This window comes from Stenotrophomonas sp. CS3K5, assembly GCF_059515225.1.
The window spans coordinates 16,738-36,367 of record NZ_JCAKRX010000002.1; the positions used below are offsets into that span (position 1 = coordinate 16,738).

The window sequence follows — 19,630 nt, forward strand, 5'->3', positions numbered from 1 at the left end:
ACCATGGCAACCGGAAATTTCAGACTCTACTATCTGGCCGATAACGGCCAGCAGCGTCCCGCCGCGAAGGTCCGCTACCGGATCCTGCAGCTGCCTGATCGCAACGAAGTCGTCAACGGAACCACCGACGCGCAGGGCCTCACGAAGTTCGTGAACACCACGCCGAATCCGTTACAGAACCCGTTGGACAAGGGGGTCAAACCTGCTACGCAGGTCCCATTCCTTCCGCCCACAACAATTCGATTCCAACTGGAAGTCTGGGACTTCGACCAGCGCAAGTGGGCGCAACCGGATTTCGCCGGCCGCCAGAAGAAGGCGGTCTCGCACGATATCGAGCTTCAGCTCAACAGCACCATCATGACGATGGCGCCGATCCAGTGCGCGCTTGAGCTGCAGCCGTACTTCCGGGTGAAGTTCCAGATGCAGGCCGACCAGAAGGCGATCCCGAATGCGCCCTATCTGGCCTATGGCGTGGATGCGAAGGGGCGTGAAGTTGCCGGTAACGACGCCGCGGGCCGCCCCATCAAGGGAAACACCGACAAGAACGGCATGACGCCGCGCATCACCTGCAACGGTCGTCGTCGGTTCCACTTCAATCTCGGCGGGGCGAAAGTCGGCCGCAGCACAGACATGCTGGATCCACTGATCAAGGGCCAGTCCACCACGCTGTACGTGCTTGGAATGAAGAGCCAGGTCGCGATGAGCGAGTCAGGCCAGGGCCGTACTGCGAGAGTTGACGGGAAGATCAGTGCACCGGCGATCCTTAACGCCGAGGCGCGGGAGCTGTTGTTGCTGACTCCGGATGTCTGGAGTGAGTTCGAAGAGCTCAGTGGCATGATCGAAAATACCATGGCCGGCCTGCACCGATCGCGCGCCAATCTCGACAATGCGCTTCAGGGACGGGATGCGAATGCGGTTGCAGCTGCGGAGAAGGCGCTGGGCATCGCCGAAGACGATGTAGCAAAGATGCTCAATGAGAACTTCTCGAAGCTTACTGACCTGAAGGAAGTCGTTACTTTCGAGACGTATGACAAGGGACGTCATGCAGGAAGCAACATGGCGGAGCGCTCGGGTCTGCGCCGTCGCTACATTCCTGCCAAGAAGTACGAGGAGATCAAGAAACGCCGGATCATGGGCATTCCCACTGCGGTGAATACTTCCATCGGAACCAAGGTCAAGGGCGGTCCGGTAAGTGGCTCGAGCGAGGGGAAGCACGAGGTAACCGGAACCAAGCCATTCGATGCGGAGGACTTCAAGAAGTCGCTCCGTACGATCACGCTCTCTGCTAAGGCCGAGACGAAGATGGATCCGTTCGTCTTCGACATCATCGAGACCGGTGGGAATGAGTTCGTCGAGCACGTGAAGAAGAGTGATTCCTATGAAGTTGCGAGCGCTTCGCAATGGCTTCGCTTTGTTGCGGGTGCTGGCGCGAGCAGCGCTGCAACATGGGATCCCAAAAAGGGGGTTGCCTCAGCAAAGGCCGAGGCCAGTGCGTCGGCCAAGTTGATTCTCTTTGAGGGAAAATGGACGCATAGCTACTCCGTGCCGAGTATCAAGGGCTGGCAGATGCAGTTTGGCGACGTGGATCTTGGCGCCATTGTGTTTGTCCTGTCCTGCGACCTGTACGGATTCGTTGGCGCGAAGGGAACCTTGGCCGGCTCCGCCGAGATCAAGTATGTGCAGAAGAAGCCTGTCGCCACCGCAGTTCAACGTGATCGCTCTGACTCCTTGGCGGAAAATTTTGATACGCAGCGAGGATTGCCGCGTGCACAGATGGACCCGCGGCGGGTCCGCATGTTCGGTATGAACGAGTCAGCAGCGAAGGAAAGCGGTGTCGGCGTCCACATCAATGCGGAGGTCTTTGCCGGTGTTGAAGGCGGGATCACGCCGTCTGGGGATCTGCGCTGGTTGCCGCCAGATCGGAAGGAACCCGTGAGCTTCGCCAAGATCGCCTTGGACGTTGCAGTGAACGCTGGCGCCGGCGCGAGTGCTCAGCTGCACATCTTCTTCAACAATGGAAGGTTCCGCATCAGGGCCTCTGCGCGGTTGTGCTGGGGGGTGGGGGCCAAGGGCGCCGTTGAGTTTGCCGTCGATGTGGGAGGGATGAAGGAGTTTGTAAAGTGGGTCTTCTATCAATTGGCCCACGCAGGATTTATCAGGCTTACCTATATTGCCCAAGATGCATTCGAATCTCTCTCGAAGCTCCTGTTTATAATCATTGCAAAAGATAGTGAGCTGGGAAAGGAGCTGGCGGTTAGTGTTGAGGCTATAGATATAAAATTCAAGGATCTGCTAGGTCGGCTGGAGCGTGCCAGTGCCCGCGATGCGCTCGTCAATCGCATCAATAGCAAACCAGATTGGCTCATTTACGCGACGCCCGAAACCAGAGGGATGCTGCTCTACGCCGTTACACGGCACTACCCTGAATCCCATGCGCGCAATCTTCCCGAGGTCTCTCCGGGTTGGGGCGACATCGAGATCCACGCACTACCAGGGCACAAGCAGGCGGTACTGAATATTCTGCAGCCTGTCACATCCAGGCCGGAGTGGATGAATGTCATGCAGCACATGACGATTGAGGGGAAGCGACGGCCCGACGGAGGAAAGGCGGAAGGCGACGTAGTGCGCTTCCTCGACTACGGCTATTCGTTGAACAACGATCTCCCGAGCGTGTTCGGAACGATGAACAAGCACTCCCGCGACAAGGTTGGAGATGTGGGAAATTCTTATCTGCAATCGTTCCTTGAGAAGCGCTCGAAGCTGCTCAACGAATTCCCGAAGGGATATGAAGTCGCTCAGATCATGAGCATCGAAGATCCGGTCCAATTGGCCGCATTGGACGGCACTGAGTCGCCGACATTCGCAATGATGGACCCCCCAGGGCTCTGGCTGGACCGGGACGATCAGACCATGCTTGCCTGAAGGGCGGGGGCGGGCGACAGTACTCTGTCGCCCGCCTGCTACTTCCGGAAGGAGTTCTCAGCGCTCAGTCCTGACTGACGCAACGGAATCCATAGCTCGCGTTCTGGTTGGCATCAATCACATCACCATCGGAGTTTAGAATTTTTTCCGGATTGGGGGGGCGGTGATCACGCGCAAAAGTCATTGAGGTGTGTACGAGAGAATCGCCGCCGCGTTTGCTGCTTCCGCGCAAGACCTTCTCGATGCCATTTTGGGGGCCTGTAGGATTGCGGGCGTCACCCCCGGAGTAATTCTCCTCATACCAGTCCTGTACCCATTCGAAGCCATGGTCCATCATGTCGTAAAGTCCAGCAGGGTTGGGAGGGAACTTGCCTAGGGCAGTTCCGCTACCGTCATCGTACTGGGAGTAGCTCGCTACATTGCGACCATCATCGATACTGCCTGTATCGGTCGCAAATACAACCATTTTGCCTCCCGATCGCGCCGCGAATTCCCACTGCGCCTCGGTTGGGAGCGTAAGCTTCCGGCCTGACCCCTTCCCGGCCCATGTGCAGAAGTCCATGGCGTCCTGCCACTTCACTCCGGCGGCAGCCTTGAGGTCAGCACGATACAGATCAGCGTCGATTTTTGACGTCCCTACTTTGGGGCGGCCGGTTGCGTCCGTGAAGGCATCAAAGTCCTCAATTGATACCTTGTGGGCCATGATCGAAAAGCCGTCCAGCGTGATCTTACGGAGGACGTCATCATTCATTGCTCCGCTGTAGGGCAGTTTGTCCTCGTTGTGTACGGGGCCAAAATCGCCCATGAGGAACGTGCCACCCTTGATCTGAACAAGGTCCGAAATGATCTTCTGCTGCGTTTCAGCACCTGAGCCGCGTTCTGCCTGGGGGGATGACCTTTCCTCCTTGGCACACGCCGAGGTAGTGAGCGGTAGGATGGCTAACAGGACAGCTGTCCGAAGCGAGAACATAGACATGAAGGATTCCTTTGGCCGAGGCTCGCATATTAGCAACGGTCACATCGCCGTGAGTGAACGCTGTGCCGGGGCTGTGGGGCTTCTGTGACGGGGGTCTTCAAGATCGCCGCATCATGCCCGTGAGGGCGAGTGCAGAGGCGGGAATGGGCAGAAACGTCATGGATACGAATGCAAGCGAATCACCGCCGCGACTGTCGTTTCCTCGAATGACCTTCGCCGTTCCTTTCTTCGATCCGAGAGGGTTGCTTGCATCTCCTGCGGTGAAGCTTTCCTCATACCAGCCTTGGACCCATTCGAAGCCATGGTCGGTCATGTTGTAGAGCCCAGCCAGATTGGCAGGGAGCTTGCCCAAAGCGGTCCCGCTTCCGTCTTGGGCTTCACCTCGTCTCATGCTTGCCTTTCAGTTTCATCGCTATCGGGCGTTGAGTGGCAACGTCCACCTGCCGTATTCCTGCATGGCCGAACGAGATCGGGCATGATGATGCCGCTACTGGAAAGGATCGCTGGTACCGGAGCTGGCGGGACAATCCCAAGCTTGGATTCCTGGAGAGACCATGGCCACTGATCTGTACCGCGCTTGGCGTTGGGGCGGGCCTCTACATCATCTATTCGATTGAGCGCTCGTTGGGATGAATGTTCATCAACACGGTATTGCTCGCCGGGTGCCGTCCGGATGCAACTTTGCTTTCACGCACGTGGAAGATTGGCGATGAGCCAGTTTGCCGGCTGGCTGGCCCAGCGCTATCGCAACAAGCGTCCCTTGACTGAGTATGAAAAGCGCGCTGATGTGCGCCGGTTTGATTCGTCCACGTTCACGCCGATCGATAAGGGAATCATCTCCATTGATGATGATTCCATCGAGTATGTTGATCGTCACTTTCTATATCGAGGTTGGGCGTTGATGGGGGCGAGCGTGTTCATTGCGCTTGGTCTCATATTTGTCGTCGCGATCTTGCATGCAACCGCATCGTTGGTTGATCGAGTCGGTCCGCTGGAGTCAGGTGATACATGCGCGATCGCGGGCCTGGTCGCCCTCGTTCTCGGATTCTTGGTGTTCATCTTCTGGAAGCTGCTCTTACGAGACGTTCTGCGCTATCAGTACTATCCAGTGAGATTTGATCGGGTTGCACAACAGGTGCATGTCTTCACCGGCAAGCGTGGTAAGGCCGTCTCGGCATCCTGGCAGGACGTGAAATTCGTTATTGGCAGAGACAAACCCTTAGGCCCAGATGAGGGGCACACCTATGACCTTCGTGGGCTTGTGATGCGAGGGGATCAGGTTGTTCATACATTTGCGGTCGGATCGGACAGCGGTTCTAGTCCGGCGATCACCCTTGCACACTGGGAGATGATCAGGCGCTTTATGGAGGAAGGGCGCTCCGCGCTTCCGTTCCCGCCGTTGCAGCTCTACACCTCAGTGGTGCCGAGCTTCCGCAATGCCTTCATCATTCATGTCTCTTCCGCGGGCGCAGGGCTGATGTGGATTGCGCTGCCGCTGACGTTGCCCTGGGCGCTGTTCCGCTTCCTGGCGATGAAGCTGTGCAGGAAGCCGGTTTGGCCAGCGTCTGTGCTCCGACGTGGAGCATCTTCGACTTCCGGAATGCCCCCGCTTCGCGCACCTGCTGTCTATGGGCGCGTGAATCGAGAAGGAGGGCGGGCGGACGAGATGGAGCGCTTCTGGAAAGAGTCGATTGCCGCCGCGAAGGCTCGCAATGACGAGGTTCGGAGGCAACTCCAGCAGGAGTCAATCAGCGCCTGAGATATGGCCATGGCGATGTCGTGGCATGCAGGACCCTGTGCAACTCGGCTGGGTCGGATGGTGCTTGTCGGCAGACGTTCGCGGTGATAGATCCCCCAGGACTCTGGCTAGAGCGGGACGATCAAGCCATGCTTGCATGAGCACTGGTGGGCGGCAGAAACTTGCCGCCCACCGAGCGCCTCCGACGGGTGTGCTCAGGCCTCAGTTCTGGGAGACACAGCGAAACCCGTGGCTCCTGTTCTGATTGGAATCGATCTCACTGCCATCGATGTCCTTATTCTTCGGAGGATCCGGAAGGCGATGATCGCGAGTAAAGGTCATTGAAAGCAAAGCGAGCGAATCACCACCGCGATTGCTATTCCCTCGGGTGACCTTCTGTGTGCCGCTCTTTGGGCCGGAAGGATTTCTGGAGTCGCCGCCAGAGTAAGCCTCCTCATACCAATCTTGGACCCATTCGTAGCCGTGATCAATCATGTCGTACAGTCCAGCGGGATTGGGAGGAAACCTGCCCAGAGCGACTCCGCTACCATCCTGGTGCTGAGAATGGCTTGCGACATTGCGACCATCCTCGACTGTGCCTGTATCGGTCGGATACACAACCATCTTTCCGCCTGAGCGCGCTGCGAATTCCCACTGCGCCTCGGTGGGAAGTGTCAGTTTCCGGCCAGATGCCGCTCCGGCCCACGTGCAGAAGTCCACAGCGTCCTGCCATTTCACTCCTGCAGCGGCTTTGGGGTCAGCGCGATATCGCCTTGCGACGAGATCGGAGGTGCCCACCCTGGGACGGCCAGTCGCGTCCGTAAAAGCATCAAAATCCTCAATCGATACCTTGTGGGCCATGATCGAAAAGCCGTCCAGCGTGATCTTGCGGAAGACGTCATCATTCATTGCTCCGCTGTAGGGCAGTTTGTCCTCGTTGTGTACGGGGCCAAAATCGCCCATGAGGAACGTGCCACCCTTGATCGGAACCAGGTCCGAAATGATCTTCTGCTGTGTTTCAGCGCCGGAGCCTTTTTTTTGCCTGGGGCGACGACCTTTCATCCTTGGCGCACGCCGAGGTAGTGAGTGGCAGGATGGCTAACAGGACAGCCGTCCGAAGTGAGAACGTAGACATGAAGAACTCCTTCGGCCGAGGCTCGCCTATTAGCAACGGTCGTATCGCTGTGAGTGAATGCTGTTGGCGCTTGCTCAATCGCGAACTACGCATCGGAAACCATATCCATAGTTCTGATTGGCCTCAATATCGTTGCCTTTGGGATCCTTTCGTGCCGCCGCACCGGGCGCGCGAGACGCGCGCGTGAACGTCATCGACACAAGTGCGAGTGAGTCCCCTCCTTGGTTGGTGCTGCTGCGAATGACCTTTTCGCTCCCATTCTTTGGACCTTGCGGGTCGCGCAGGTCCTTTTCCGCATAGCTGGCTTCGTACCAGTCCTGAACCCATTCATGACCATGATCGATCATGTCGTAGAGTCCCGCGGGATTGGGTGGATACTTGCCCAGAGCAACGCCACTTCCATCCATGTTCTGATCGAAGCTGGCCACGTTTCGACCATCGTCGATCCGACCATTGTCAGTCGCATAGATTTCCATCTTTCCGCCCGAGCGTGCGGCATACTCCCATTCTGCCTCGGTTGGAAGTGTGGTTCGCTTACCCGTCTTGCTTCCCAGCCAGGCACAGAATTCTTGTGCCTGAGTCCAGCTCACGCCCGCTGATGCCTTCACATCCTTTCGATAGAGACCTGCATCGATCTCGGAAGTGCCGATCCGGGGGCGTCCAGTGCTATCGGAGAACGCATCGTACTGCTCAACCGATATCTTGTGAGCAGTTATCGAGAAGTCACTCAGCGTGATCCTGCGAAGAACATCGTCGTTGGTCTCGCCGCTGTAAGGAAGCTTGTCGGCGTTGTGTACTGGACCAAAGTCACCCATCAGAAAGGTTCCACCCTTCATTCGAACCAGATCCTGGGTGATCTGCTGCTGAAGACTTGCGCCTGCATGTTCGCGCTCCTGAGCTTGGGGGGCGCTGTTGGTGGGTCCGCCAGCGCATGCACTAGAGGCTAAGGGAAGGAGGGCGAGGATCCCAATGGGCCACAGTCGACAACTACGCACATTCAGCTCCTTCTCCGAATCTGTAGATGCTAGCAGCGTCAGGGGAATCCTTGAGTGAACCTTTGCTTCGGCCCTGTCATTGTTGAGCTTCGATCGATATCGGGTTCCGGGTGGATCTATGTAGTGGGCGGGGCTGTGTGCAGAGCCGCGCAAGCCACAGCCTGGACACGTGCTTTCGGAACGACACCGAAAGGATTTTCCGTCGCCAGGAATCGATCGCCGCCCCCGGCATGAAGGTTGCTCGCAATACGGTCGGCAGGTTCGAATGGGCCAGCCGCGTGGATCGATACGGCGGCTTGAAAAACTTGGGTGTTGTCTGGCCGACAGGGCGGTGCGATGGTCAACAGTTGGCGCATTCCGACGAGTCAGCAGGCTCCGGCAGCGCTCGCCCATTTCTCATTTGGTACGTCTCTATGATCGTACGGGGGGGGCGATCTTCTGGCGACCGCCGGCTTGGCCGTTCAGTTCTCTGCGATACAGCGGAATCCGAAGGTTCGATTCTGATTGACATCGATCACATCGCCATTGGCATTTCTGCTCTTATCAGGATTCGGTGGCCGGTGATCGCGCGCAAACGTCATTGAAGTGTGTACAAGAGAATCTCCGCCAAGTTCGCTGCTCCCGCGCAAGACCTTTTCGATGCCGTCGTTGGGGCCTGAAGGATTGCGGGCGTCACCTCCGGAATAATTCTCCTCATACCAGTCCTGCACCCATTCGAAGCCATGGTCCGTCATGTCGTAAAGTCCAGCAGGATTTGGAGGGAATTTCCCCAAGGAAGTTCCGCTACCGTCATCGTACTGGGGATAGCTCGCCACATTGCGACCATCATCGATACTGCCTGTATCGGTCGCAAATACAACCATTTTGCCTCCCGAGCGCGCCGCGAATTCCCACTGCGCCTCGGTTGGGAGCGTAAGCTTCCGGCCTGCCTCCTTCCCGGCCCATGTGCAGAAGTCCATGGCGTCCTGCCACTTCACTCCGGCGGCAGCCTTGAGGTCAGCACGATACAGATCAGCGTCGATTTTTGACGTCCCTACTTTTGGGCGGCCGGTTGCGTCTGTGAAGGCATCAAAGTCCTCAATTGATACCTTGTGGGCCATGATCGAAAAGCCGTCCAGCGTGATCTTACGGAGGACGTCATCATTCATTGCTCCGCTGTAGGGCAGTTTGTCCTCGTTGTGTACGGGGCCAAAATCGCCCATGAGGAACGTGCCGCCCTTGATCTGAACCAGGTCCGAAATGATCTTCTGCTGCGTTTCAGCACCTGAGCCGCGTTCTGCCTGGGGGGATGACCTTTCCTCCTTGGCGCACGCCGAGGTAGTGAGCGGTAGGATGGCTAACAGGACAGCTGTCCGAAGCGAGAACATGGACATGAAGGATTCCTTTGGCCGAGGCTCGCATATTGGCAACGGCCGCATTGCCGTGAGTAACACTGTGCCGGGGCAAAGGGTCTTCTGTGACGGACGTCTTCAAGATCGCCGCATCTTGCCCGTGAGGGAGTGTACAGAAACGAGAATGGTCAGACCCTAGTCCTTCGCGGCGCAACGGAATCCGTGGCTTCCGTTCTGGTTGGAATCAATCTCACTCCCATCGGTGTCTCTAAACTTCGGAGGATTCGGGGGGCGATGATCCCGCGCAAACGTCATGGCTACGAATACAAGCGAATCACCACCGTGACTGTCGTTCCCTCGAATGACCTTCTCCGTTCCTTTCTTCGGACCGAGAGGGTTGCTTGCATCTCCAGCGGTGTAGCTTTCCTCATACCAGTCTTGGACCCATTCGTAGCCATGGTCGGTCATGTCGTAGAGTCCAGCCGGATTGGGAGGGAACTTGCCCAAAGCAGTCCCGCTCCCGTCTTGGTACTGGGAGTAACTTGCAACATTGCGACCATCATCAATGTCTCCTGTGTCGGTCGCGAACAAAACCATCTTGCCTCCCGATCGCGCCGCGTATTCCCACTGTGCCTCGGTTGGAAGTGTGAGCTTCCGACCTGATGCCTTTCCGGCCCACGTGCAGAAGTCCATGGCGTCCTGCCACTTCACTCCGGCAGCGGCCTTGGGATCGGCGCGATATCGCTTTGCGTCAATCCTCGAAGTGCCTACCCTCGGGCGGCCAGTCGCGTCCGTAAAAGCATCAAAATCCTCAATCGATACCTTGTGGGCCATGATCGAGAAGCCGTCCAGCGTGATCCTGCGGAGGACGTCATCATTCATTTCTCCGCTGTAGGGCAGTTTGTCCTCGTTATGCACGGGGCCAAAATCGCCCATGAGGAAGGTGCCACCCTTGATCGCAACCAGGTCTGAAATGATCTTCTGCTGCGTTTCAGCACCGGAGCCGCGCTTCGCCTGGGTGGGGGATGTTTCCACCTGGGCGGATGTGGACGTGGTGAATGAGAGGATGGCCAACAGCACTGCAGTGCGGAGGGTAGGCGTGGACATGAACGATTCCTTTGGTCGGGCCGTGCTCGCTGGAAGTCGATGCAGCGCGCCAAACGACCGCCGCGCTGCGGTGTGAGGACGCGCAGGCGATCACCTTGATTTGGGTTGCCGCTGGGCACGGACTCGCTTGTGCGATCCCGCGGAGGCTGCGTGTATGCGATCGGAATGAGCCGAGTCGAGCATGGCTCGACTCTACAAAAGCAGGTCACATCGCCGGGCAGGCCGGGTCCTTGCCGCTCACCGCTGCACAGATCCGGCGGCGGCAATCGACGCCCTTCAACGATGCCGGGCTCGGGCAGGCGCGCAGCTGGGCCTGGATGTTCGATTCGGTGGAGGCGGACTTCTTGCTGGCCACGCGCTCGAAGGCCGCGCGCTCGTCTTCGGTGCGCTTGCGCTGGTCGGCCTCGATCTGCGCGATCAGGTCATCCATGTTCTGCGGTTGGCTCTTGGCCTTCGCCTTGGTCTTGTCTTCTTCCTTGATGATGCCCAGCAGGGTGCCGAGCAGGTTTTCATCCTGCTTGCCCTTGCTGCCGGCCGCTGGCGCAGAGCTGCGGCTGCTGCTGCGCGCCGCGCCACGTGAAGACGCCGCTGGCGCTGCGGCAGCGGTCGAGGCACCGGCAGCGGCCGTCGCGGCAGCAGCTTCGGCTGGAGCGGTCGCGTTCTCCATCGGTGCAGGTGCGGGCAACGCCGGATCACCCGCAGCGGTCGGTGCATCGACGATCATCGCGGCGCCATCACGTGGGGTGCCTGCCGGAATATCCGGATGGCCGGTGGCATGGGGCGTTTCCGGGGCCAGGGAATACTCGCCGGGCTCGCGATAGTCATCGCTGCCGGACATGCCCCAGACGGTCAGCCCGGCAATGACCGCCACGGTCCCCGCGATGGCCAGCCATAGGCCGAGGCGACGGTTGCCGCCTGACGATACGCGCGCAGCACGGGGCGACGCGGTTGCCTGCCGGCCCTCCATGTCTGCCAGAATACGGCCCGAATTCGGGGCCTGGCCTTTTGCCTGCGCTCCCCCTGAGAGCAGACTTGGCCGATTGATTCCGCCATTATTCAAGTGCATCCAGCCCTTGGTTTGAGTCGGCATCTGCCGAAGCGAATTTCCGCATTCTTAGTGAAAGGCGGTGGGGCGTCAACCAGATTACGTGTCAGGGAGGACCGGTGTTGCCAATCGTGGTTGCTGCCATTGCGGCTGTAGTGCTTGTAGCCGTGGTGTGCTGGGTGTTGTTGTTTCCCGAAACGGTGGAATCGCTGCGCGAAGCGCTGGCGCGCCGGCTGGGTGGATTCCGTCGCAGGGCGGGCCGGGTGGGGGATAAAGTCGGTCACGGCGTGACCCGGGTGCGCAGTGGGGTTCGTGAAGAAGCCGGTGCCGCACACAGTGCCCTTCGCCGCCATTGGCCGATTATCGCGATCGCGGCGGCGGCGCTGTTGATTCCGCCAACTGTGATATTGATCACACGTCAGACGGTGGTGCTCGAAGATTTTCGCGGCGATGATTTAGCAGAGTCGAGTTCGATGGTGGCGCAGCTGCTGCGGGGCGAGCGTCTGACCCCGCCGCCACCGCCGCCGCCGGAAGTATTCACCACCGCCGAGGTGCGTCGTCTGCGGCCCGAAATCGTGACGGCAGATCGCAAGTGGGACCAGATCGATGCCGATCTGCAGCAGCGCGTGCTGGCCATCTACGAGGTGATGCGCCGCCAGTACGGCTACGAAATGGTGTTGATCGAAGGCTATCGCAGCCCGCAGCGGCAGGCCGAGCTGATGGCCGGGGGCAAGGCGACACGCGCTGGCGCATGGCAGAGCTGCCACCAGTACGGGCTCGGTGTGGACAGTGCGCCGATCCGCGATGGCAAGCTGCAGTGGGACATGAATGACGAATGGACCAAGCGCGGTTACTTCCTCTACGGCGAGCTGGCTGAACAGGCTGGGCTGGACTGGGGTGGGAACTGGCGCAGCATCAAGGATTATGTTCACGTGGAAATGACATCGCGTTGCCGCGCGGCGCGTGCGGCCAAGCGTGAAGAACTGTCACGCCAAGGGTGATAACCACCGGGCGGTACTGGTATGGTTACGGCGATGATCTGGGTCGCCGGGGAACAGGGGGCGATGGAGCGCCAGGTCACACAGGATCAAGGAGCATGATGGATGGCACGACCGTTTATCGTCGTCGGTGACAAGCTCAGCCACGGAGGCAGCGTGGTGGCAGGCACCGGCCAGACCGACATCAATGGCAAGCCGGTGGCCCGGGTGGGCGACCGTGCCGTGTGCGCCGTGCATGGCGCGACCACGATCGTCAGTGGCGATGCCACGGTGATGATCGACGGTCAGCCGGTGGCGCGCGATGGCGACCGCACCGCGTGCGGGGCGACACTGATGGCCTCACAGGCCACTACTGGCCTGCGCTGAACGACGCGGTCGACGGGAGCAGCGCATGGAGCACGGCAACTGATGGCGGGATGGCTGGGCAAGGCAGCGTCGGTGGTGATGGTCTTCATCGCCACCTGGGGCGCAACGATTCTTTATTGGCGCAACAGCGGCACGGTACCGACCGGCATGCAGATGCTGGCCTATCTGGGCCTGCTGCCGGTCGGCCTGAGCGGCGCCGGCTTCATGCTGCGCAGTGCGGCGCGGCGTGGTGCCGATGCAGCACTGGCCAAGGCCGGCGATGACGCGCCCGGTCCGGTAACGAGCGCGCCCCGTCCTGCGGCGGAGGCTGCGCAGCAGGTGCCAGCCGTTGCACTGCTGGCCGGCGAACTGAAGCTGGGCGTCGACCTCGACCCGCAGGCGCTGCTGGCGGTGGCGGCAGCGCCGCCACGTCCCGCGCTCGATGGCCGCTTCCGCGACAACTACAACCTGCCGCTGCGGATGAGCGCTGCGCCGGGCCTGGACGAATTCGAGGTGCTGCAGGTGCGCCAGGACGGCATCGATACCGCCGCGCACGAGCGCCGCGCACTGGCGCTGTTGCAGCCGGTGCTGGAGCGGCTGTTGGAGGTCGCCTTCACGGCGCTGCCGGAGATCGAAGCCTCCGAAGAAGTGGTGGTGGCCGGCCTGCGCCGCCGCGATGAGCAGCGTGTGGAGAATGTGCTCACCCTCGAGTTGCTGGTGCCGGGCAGCTGGTCCGATGCGCTGCGGCCGTGGGTGCAGGACTGGCTGCTGCAACAGGCGCGCACGGCAGGCCTGGATGCGCGCCGCTTCGACGTATGCGTCACCACGCTCGACGGCGCGCGCGAGGTCTGGCCGCACCTGCAGCGGGTGATCGACGCGCTGCATGCGTCGTCCGCGCCGCGTTGGCATCTGCTGCTGGCGTCGTCGTCGAGCATCGATCCGGGCATCGTCTCTGCCTGGGAGGCCAGCGGTGTGCTGGCGACGGCCAAGGATCCTGACGGGCGCGTGCCGGGTGAGGGCGCCTCGGGTGTCCTGCTGGCCAGCACGCACGCCGCGCGCGAGGGGGATGGCCGCCTGTGGCGGCCGCAGCTGGTGCGCGCCGAACAGATTGAAGGCCAGCGCCCGGCCGAGCAGCGCCGCCAGCTGGCGGCGTTGGCAAGCCAGTGGCATGCGGCGCTGGGCGCTGACAGCGGCCAGGCCCGGTTCGTACTGCACGATGCCGATCATCGCGGCGATCTGATGGTGGATGCCGCCGCCATCGCCGCAACTTTGGCCCCCGATCTCGATTTCAGTCCGCAGAGCCTGGCCCTGGCGCTCAGCGCCGGCGAGCTGGGCCCGGTGCTGCCGGTGGCCCAGCTGGCGCTGGCCCACGCACAACTGCAACGCCAGAGCGAACCGGTGCTGCTGCTCGGCGTGGCCGACAACCAGCAACGCCTGTTCGGCCTGGTCGACCCACTTCCTTCCCCGACGCTGGCGGCCGATGCGCCGTCGGCCTCCTGACCTCTGGATCCCTGCATGAGTTTGAGCAATTTCAGCTACTACCTGCGCGATTACCGCCTGTGGATGGTGATCGGCCTGGTCGGTGCCGCTGCGCTGGCCCACTACGGTGAGGCCGAGGCGCGGCAGATCGGCATCTGGGTGGCCATCGTGCTGGCCGGCCTGCTGGTGCTGGCGCTGCTGGTCTGGATCATCAAGCGGATCCTCGCCCGGCGCGCGGCCAAGCGCGTGGAGGCGATGGTCAAGGATGAGGCGGACAAGGCGGTGGCCGGCGCCCAGCCGGCGCAGCGCGCCGATACCGAGGCGCTGCGCTCGCGGATGATGGATGCGGTCAAGCAGATCAAGTCCTCGCGGATGGGCGTGTTGAAGGGCAACGCCGCGCTGTACGAGCTGCCGTGGTACGTGATCATCGGCAACCCGGCGGCCGGCAAGAGCACCGCCATCCTCAACTCCGGGTTGCAGTTCCCGTTCGAGGACAACCGCGGCAACGTGGTGCAGGGCATCGGCGGTACCCGCAACTGTGACTGGTACTTCACCACCAACGGCATCGTGCTCGATACCGCCGGCCGCTACTCGGTCAGCGTCGAGGACCGCATGGAGTGGCTGACCTTCCTCGGCCTGCTGAAGAAGAACCGCCCGCGTGCGCCGATCAATGGCGTGATCATCGCCGCCAGCCTGGCCGAGCTGTCCGGCAGCAAGCCGGAATTTGCCATCGAGCTGGCCAAGAACCTGCGCCAGCGCGTGCAGGAAATCACCGAGCGTCTGGAAGTATTCGCGCCGGTGTACGTGCTGTTCACCAAGGCCGACCTGATCGCCGGTTTCAGCGAGTTCTTCCGCAACCTCGATCCGGGCGAGCGCGAGCACGTGTGGGGCGCCACGCTGCCGTTCGATGTGCAGCAGCAGGGTGACGCGCTGGCGGCGTTCGACAGCCATTTCGATGAGCTGGCCGAAGGCATCAAGGAGATGAGCCTGACCCACATGGCGATGCAGCGTGGCCGCGAAGTGTCGCCGGGCCTGCTGTCGCTGCCGCTGGAGTTCGTCGGCATCAAGCCGGCGCTGCGTACCTTCATCGCCACCCTGTTCGAGGACAACCCCTACCAGTTCAAGCCGGTGTTCCGTGGCTTCTACTTCTCCAGCGCGCTGCAGGAAGGGCGCTCGGTGCATCACGCCTCCGAACGCGTCGGCCGCCAGTTCAACCTGGAGCGTGGCTCGAACGTGGACGAGGCACCGACCGGGCATACCGCGTTCTTCCTGAAGGATCTGTTCCGCAAGGTCATCTTCGCCGACAAGGAGCTGGTGCGGCAGTACTCCAGCCCGCACCAGAACCGCCTGCGCTATGGCGTGTTCCTCGGCGCGGTGGGCGTACTGGCGTTGGCACTGGGCCTGTGGACGTGGTCCTACACCACCAACGCACAGCTGGTGGCCAATGCCACCAAGGACCTGGACCAGGCCGTGCGCGTGCAGAAGGACCGCATGGATCTGAAGTCGCGCATCGATGCGTTGCTGCTGCTGCAGGACCGCATGGAGCAGCTGGACCGCTACGGCAAGGACGGGGGCATCACCACCCGCCTGGGCCTGTACCAGGGCTCGGCGATCCGCGACAAGCTGCTGCGCGAGTACAACCACGGCATGCAGCAGGTGATGCTGGCGCCGACCGTGGCCAACCTGGAGAACTACCTGGGCCAGGTGGTGGCCGAGCGTGACAAGCTGGGCCAGGGCAACAGCACCGCCGCCGAAAGTGAAGTGCTGTACCAGAACGCCTCGCCGACCAGCACCAACGACGCTTACAACGCGCTCAAGACCTACCTGATGCTGGGCAATCCCAAGTATGTGGAAGGCGCGCACCTGTCGCAGCAGCTGACGCTGTTCTGGCGCACCTGGCTGGAAGCCAACCGTGGCCAGATGAGCCGCGAGGAAATGGTGCGCGCCGCCGAGAAGCTGATGACCTTCTACGTGGCACAGGCCGGCGCGCCGAGCTGGCCGCAGGTGCAGAACAAGGTCACCCTGGTCTCCGACACCCGTCAGGCGCTGGGCCAGGTGATGAAGGGCCAGCCGGCGATGGAGCGGGTGTATGCGCAGATCAAGGCGCGCGCCGGCGCACGCTTCACCACCACCACGGTCGACAACCTGATCGGTGTCGAGCGCAATGGCCGGATGATCAACGGCAACTACGCGATCTCTGGTGCGTTCTCGCGCAAGGCGTGGGAAGACTACGTGCAGGACGCGATCAAGGAGGCGGCCAACACCCAGCTCAGCACCACCGACTGGGTGCTGGGCACCACCGAGCAGAGTGACCTTTCGCTGGCCGGCAGCCCGGAGCACGTCTCGCGTGAGCTGGTCAACATGTACAAGAACGACTATGCACGCGAGTGGAGCAAGTTCGTGCAGGGCCTGAGCGTGGCCGAGTTCAGCACCTTCGATGAGGCCGTGGCGCGCATCAACAAGCTGGGCGACGCCAGCAATTCGCCGCTGCGCATCCTGCTTGAGCGCATCAACGAAGAGACGGTGTGGGACAACCCGCAGGCGCTGGCGCGTTCGAGCAAGGCGCGCAAGGGCTTCGTGGCCTGGTTCCAGCGCACCATCCTGCGCAAGGACCCGGCTGCAACAGCGGCGGCGCAGCCGGTGGGTCCGATCGGCAAGGCCTTCGAGGGCATCGCCCGCCTGACCAGCGAGCGTGGCGACCAGCCGGCGGTGATGACCGCCTACTTTGAAACGCTGGCCAAGCTGCGCGCCCGCCTGAACGCGATCAAGAGCCAGGGCGAGATTGGTGTGGGCACCCGCAAGCTGATGCAGGACACCTTCAGCAACGAGGGCTCCGAGCTGAGCGTGGGCCTGGCACTGGTCGACGAGCAGGTGCTGACCGGGCTGGATGAGAAGCAGCGCGAAGCCTTGCGCCCGCTGCTGCTGCGCCCGCTGACCCAGACCTTCAGCGCGTTGATCCCGCCGACCGAGGCGGAGGTCAACAAGACCTGGAAGGCGCAGGTCTACGATCCGTTCAAGGCGCGCATCGGCCAGCAGTACCCGTTCAACCTGAGCTCCGATGTGGACGCGGCACCGAGCGACATCGCCGGCATTTTCGGTGCCAGCGGCAGCATCGCCGCGTTCAACAAGGAAGCCCTGGGTACGTTGGTGATCCAGCGCGGCCCGCTGCTGGAGACCCGGCGCTGGGCCGGGCAGGGCGTGAACCTGTCGGCCGAGCTGGTGGCCAACTATGGCAACTGGGTCAGCGGTTCGGCGGCCGGTGCCGCGCAGGACACCACCATCTTCGAGATGCTGCCTTCGCCGGCCGCCGGCGCGCTGGAATACACCATCGAGATCGACGGCCAGGTGCTGCGTTACCGCAACACGCCGCCGCAGTGGACGACCATGCAGTACCCGAACGTCGGCCAGGTGCCGGGTGTAAAGATCACCGCAGTGACCGGCGACGGGCGTACCGTCGAAGTGTTCAGTGCGCCAGGCTCCAATGGTGTCAACCGCCTGATGTCGGCCGGCCAGGTCGAGCGCCTGGATGATTCGAGCCGGATCACCTGGACCGGCAATGGCGTATCGGTCCCGGTGGAAATGCGCATCGTGCGTCGCGCCGGCGAAGCGGCACAGGGCGGCGGCGATTGGCAGCGCGGGCTGCAGTTGCCCGAGCGTGTGGCAGGTGGCGAGCCTGCTGCGCCGCAGGCGCCGGCCGCCGGTACGCCGGCCACGGCTCCCGCTGCACCGGCTCCGGCCGCAGGAGGTGCGCGATGAGCCGGGTGGTCAGTGCCGGGGTCTCTTACTTCGGCAAGGTGCCGTCGCGCGGCGATTTCGTCCGTGCGGCCGACAATCACCAGCTGCTGGGCTGGCTCGATCGCTGGGCCGGTGAGAGCCTGGAGTTGCTGAGCCAGAGCCCGGACTGGAAGCAGCGCTACGACGAGGCGCCGGAGATCCACTACGCCTTCCTCGGTTCACGCAGCAAGATGGTGCTGTGCGGCCACTTCCTGGCCAGCCGCGACGCGTCCGAACGGCGCTTCCCGCTGCTGTCGGCGCTGCGCCTGGATGCGCCCGAGCCGTTGCCGTTCATCGGTCGCAGTCCGTTGGCGATGTCCAACGCCTGGTCGGGCCTGGCCCGGCTGGCGCGCCAGGCTTACCAGGACAGCGATGCGGCGCAGGCGCTGGCGCAGCTGGCCGATGCGCGTTTCAGCATCAGCACCGACCCGGGCGACTACAACGGCAGCTTCCAGGACTTCCTGGAAAGCACCACCGTGGCGGACCTGGAACAGCGGCTGCGCGACTCCGGCCATGGCGACGTGGCCCTGCGCCAGGTCCTGCCTGCCCTGGGCCTGCTGCTGCAGCCGGTACTCAGTGGCGGTGACGTCAACATCGACAAGGCCCTGGTGTTCCCGCTCGTGCGCGAGCCGGCCTACCGCCCGTTGGTGGCTGCGTTCTGGCTGGATCTGCTGTCCAGTTTCGTCGCCCGCGGCGATTTCGAGCTGGCCGTGCTGATCCGCAACGACGCCGCACCGAGCATGATCGTCGGTTTCAACGGCGCCGATCGCCAGGTGCTGCGCGCGGTGCTGGACCCGGCTGAAGCCGGTGACTTCCTGATCCGTATCCAGCATTCGGAGTGGGTGGACGACTACCTGCGCGGCGACTACAACCTCAACCGCTTCGGCAGCTTCCTCGATCGTGACGACCTGGCGCTGGCCACCGCACGAAAGCTGTTTGGCGAGACTTTCCTGGGAACCTGACGATGCGCCTGTGCAATTCTTTCCATCTCGTGCTGCCGCTGCTGCTGGCCGCCGCTCCACTGGCTGCCCAGAACGCGCCGGCTGCAACGGCGGCCGGCGAGCGGCCGGTGGTGATCGAGGGCGTGGTGCCCGATCAGGCGACCAAGGCCAAGCTGCTCAACAACCTGCGGGCGGTGTACGGGGCCGAGCGGGTGGTCGACCGCGTCCAGGTGGAAACCATCGCCACCCCTCCGAACTGGGGTGACTATGTCGCCGGCATGATCAACCCGGGTCTGAAGCGGGTATCGCCGGGCAAGCTGGAGGTCAATGGCCAGGCCGTGCGCATCACCGGTGAAGTGGGTAACGAGGCCCTGCGCCAGCAGGTTGCCAGTGACCTCAGCCTGGCCAGCAACACCAGCTACACGGTGACCAATGCGCTGAAGGTGGGCTCGCAGCAGAATGTGCTGGACCAGACCCTGGCCAACCGCATCATCGAGTTCCAGAGTGGCAGCGCGCGTTTGACGCCCTTCGGCATGAGCATCCTTGATGAGATGGTGGCCAAGATGGCGCAGATGCCGGACAGCCGTTTCCTGATCATCGGCCATACCGACAATGTCGGTCAGCGCGAGTCGAACCTGACACTGAGCCACGCACGCGCGTTGGCGGTGAAGAACTACATGATGGCCAAGGGCATCCCGGGCAGCCACATGGACGTGCTGGGCAAGGGGCCGGACGAGCCGGTGGCCGACAACACCAGCAACGATGGGCGCGCACGCAACCGTCGTATCGAGTTCAAGATCCAGTAATGGCAGCAGGGAGCGGGGCAGGCCCGCTCCCTTGTTGA

15 protein-coding genes are annotated in these 19,630 nt (G+C 62.0%); 8 read left to right on the forward strand and 7 right to left on the reverse strand.

All coding sequences use genetic code 11. From position 1 onward, the window contains the following. Positions 1-3: 3 nt before the first annotated feature. Positions 4-2,922, forward strand: coding sequence for a DNA repair protein (locus tag AC5YGJ_RS02710; protein ID WP_496185618.1), 2,919 nt, complete (start codon positions 4-6; stop codon positions 2,920-2,922). 64 nt (positions 2,923-2,986) lie between these two features. On the opposite strand, the gene AC5YGJ_RS02715 is transcribed toward AC5YGJ_RS02710, so the two are convergent. Together AC5YGJ_RS02715 and AC5YGJ_RS02720 are read right to left on the reverse strand one after the other, a co-directional pair. After that, positions 2,987-3,898, reverse strand: coding sequence for a formylglycine-generating enzyme family protein (locus tag AC5YGJ_RS02715; RefSeq protein ID WP_496185619.1), 912 nt, complete (start codon positions 3,896-3,898; stop codon positions 2,987-2,989). A gap of 97 nt (positions 3,899-3,995) precedes the next feature. Beyond that, complete coding sequence (locus tag AC5YGJ_RS02720; protein WP_496185620.1) at positions 3,996-4,289, reverse strand: hypothetical protein; 294 nt, start codon at positions 4,287-4,289, stop codon at positions 3,996-3,998. A gap of 318 nt (positions 4,290-4,607) precedes the next feature. Between AC5YGJ_RS02720 and AC5YGJ_RS02725 the strand changes: the two genes are divergently transcribed. Continuing rightward, positions 4,608-5,657, forward strand: coding sequence for a DUF6708 domain-containing protein (locus tag AC5YGJ_RS02725; RefSeq protein ID WP_496185621.1), 1,050 nt, complete (start codon positions 4,608-4,610; stop codon positions 5,655-5,657). Between the two features lie 201 nt (positions 5,658-5,858). Here AC5YGJ_RS02725 and AC5YGJ_RS02730 read toward each other — a convergent pair whose 3' ends face one another. The 5 genes from AC5YGJ_RS02730 to AC5YGJ_RS02750 form a co-directional block, all read right to left on the reverse strand. After that, entirely contained in the window at positions 5,859-6,698 is an 840-nt protein-coding gene (locus AC5YGJ_RS02730; protein WP_496185622.1) for a formylglycine-generating enzyme family protein, read from the reverse strand. Positions 6,699-6,845: 147 nt separating this feature from the next. After that, positions 6,846-7,766, reverse strand: a complete 921-nt coding sequence (locus tag AC5YGJ_RS02735) for a formylglycine-generating enzyme family protein (protein ID WP_496185623.1) — start codon at positions 7,764-7,766, stop codon at positions 6,846-6,848. Between the two features lie 461 nt (positions 7,767-8,227). Continuing rightward, positions 8,228-9,139 carry a formylglycine-generating enzyme family protein gene (locus AC5YGJ_RS02740; protein WP_496185624.1) on the reverse strand — a complete coding sequence of 304 codons (912 nt, stop codon included), beginning with the start codon at positions 9,137-9,139 and terminating at the stop codon, positions 8,228-8,230. A gap of 153 nt (positions 9,140-9,292) precedes the next feature. Continuing rightward, complete coding sequence (locus AC5YGJ_RS02745; RefSeq protein WP_496185625.1) at positions 9,293-10,204, reverse strand: formylglycine-generating enzyme family protein; 912 nt, start codon at positions 10,202-10,204, stop codon at positions 9,293-9,295. Positions 10,205-10,409: 205 nt separating this feature from the next. After that, positions 10,410-11,075: a hypothetical protein gene (locus tag AC5YGJ_RS02750; RefSeq protein ID WP_496185626.1), complete on the reverse strand. Its 666-nt coding sequence runs from the start codon at positions 11,073-11,075 to the stop codon at positions 10,410-10,412. Between the two features lie 293 nt (positions 11,076-11,368). On the opposite strand from AC5YGJ_RS02750, the gene AC5YGJ_RS02755 reads away from it, so the two are divergent. The 6 genes from AC5YGJ_RS02755 (at position 11,369) to AC5YGJ_RS02780 (ending at position 19,592) form a co-directional block, all read left to right on the forward strand. Next, on the forward strand, positions 11,369-12,250 hold the full coding sequence (locus AC5YGJ_RS02755; protein ID WP_496185627.1) for a M15 family metallopeptidase: 882 nt from the start codon (positions 11,369-11,371) through the stop codon (positions 12,248-12,250). Positions 12,251-12,352: 102 nt separating this feature from the next. Then, complete coding sequence (locus AC5YGJ_RS02760; protein WP_249843724.1) at positions 12,353-12,613, forward strand: PAAR domain-containing protein; 261 nt, start codon at positions 12,353-12,355, stop codon at positions 12,611-12,613. A 42-nt stretch (positions 12,614-12,655) separates the two neighbouring features. Continuing rightward, positions 12,656-14,092, forward strand: coding sequence for a hypothetical protein (locus AC5YGJ_RS02765; RefSeq protein WP_496185628.1), 1,437 nt, complete (start codon positions 12,656-12,658; stop codon positions 14,090-14,092). A 15-nt stretch (positions 14,093-14,107) separates the two neighbouring features. Then, positions 14,108-17,827, forward strand: a complete 3,720-nt coding sequence (gene tssM, locus AC5YGJ_RS02770; protein ID WP_309340553.1) for a type VI secretion system membrane subunit TssM — start codon at positions 14,108-14,110, stop codon at positions 17,825-17,827. Next, positions 17,824-18,807, forward strand: a complete 984-nt coding sequence (gene tagF / locus AC5YGJ_RS02775) for a type VI secretion system-associated protein TagF (RefSeq protein WP_107230850.1) — start codon at positions 17,824-17,826, stop codon at positions 18,805-18,807. The genes tssM and tagF overlap by 4 nt, the downstream gene beginning before the upstream one ends. 2 nt (positions 18,808-18,809) lie before the next feature. Further along, positions 18,810-19,592: an OmpA family protein gene (locus AC5YGJ_RS02780; RefSeq protein WP_249843727.1), complete on the forward strand. Its 783-nt coding sequence runs from the start codon at positions 18,810-18,812 to the stop codon at positions 19,590-19,592. Positions 19,593-19,630: the final 38 nt, after the last annotated feature.

Bases quoted from the DNA above. Each gene is read 5' to 3' on its own strand.
- tagF (WP_107230850.1), top strand. From the start codon at position 17,824: ATGAGCCGGGTGGTCAGTGCCGGGGTCTCTTACTTCGGCAAGGTGCCG.
- AC5YGJ_RS02760 (WP_249843724.1), top strand. From the start codon at position 12,353: ATGGCACGACCGTTTATCGTCGTCGGTGACAAGCTCAGCCACGGAGGC.
- AC5YGJ_RS02730 (WP_496185622.1), bottom strand. From the start codon at position 6,698: ATGAAAGGTCGTCGCCCCAGGCAAAAAAAAGGCTCCGGCGCTGAAACA.
- AC5YGJ_RS02725 (WP_496185621.1), top strand. From the start codon at position 4,608: ATGAGCCAGTTTGCCGGCTGGCTGGCCCAGCGCTATCGCAACAAGCGT.
- AC5YGJ_RS02745 (WP_496185625.1), bottom strand. From the start codon at position 10,204: ATGTCCACGCCTACCCTCCGCACTGCAGTGCTGTTGGCCATCCTCTCA.
- AC5YGJ_RS02710 (WP_496185618.1), top strand. From the start codon at position 4: ATGGCAACCGGAAATTTCAGACTCTACTATCTGGCCGATAACGGCCAG.
- AC5YGJ_RS02740 (WP_496185624.1), bottom strand. From the start codon at position 9,139: ATGTCCATGTTCTCGCTTCGGACAGCTGTCCTGTTAGCCATCCTACCG.
- tssM (WP_309340553.1), top strand. From the start codon at position 14,108: ATGAGTTTGAGCAATTTCAGCTACTACCTGCGCGATTACCGCCTGTGG.
- AC5YGJ_RS02765 (WP_496185628.1), top strand. From the start codon at position 12,656: ATGGCGGGATGGCTGGGCAAGGCAGCGTCGGTGGTGATGGTCTTCATC.
- AC5YGJ_RS02715 (WP_496185619.1), bottom strand. From the start codon at position 3,898: ATGTCTATGTTCTCGCTTCGGACAGCTGTCCTGTTAGCCATCCTACCG.
- AC5YGJ_RS02720 (WP_496185620.1), bottom strand. From the start codon at position 4,289: ATGAGACGAGGTGAAGCCCAAGACGGAAGCGGGACCGCTTTGGGCAAG.
- AC5YGJ_RS02780 (WP_249843727.1), top strand. From the start codon at position 18,810: ATGCGCCTGTGCAATTCTTTCCATCTCGTGCTGCCGCTGCTGCTGGCC.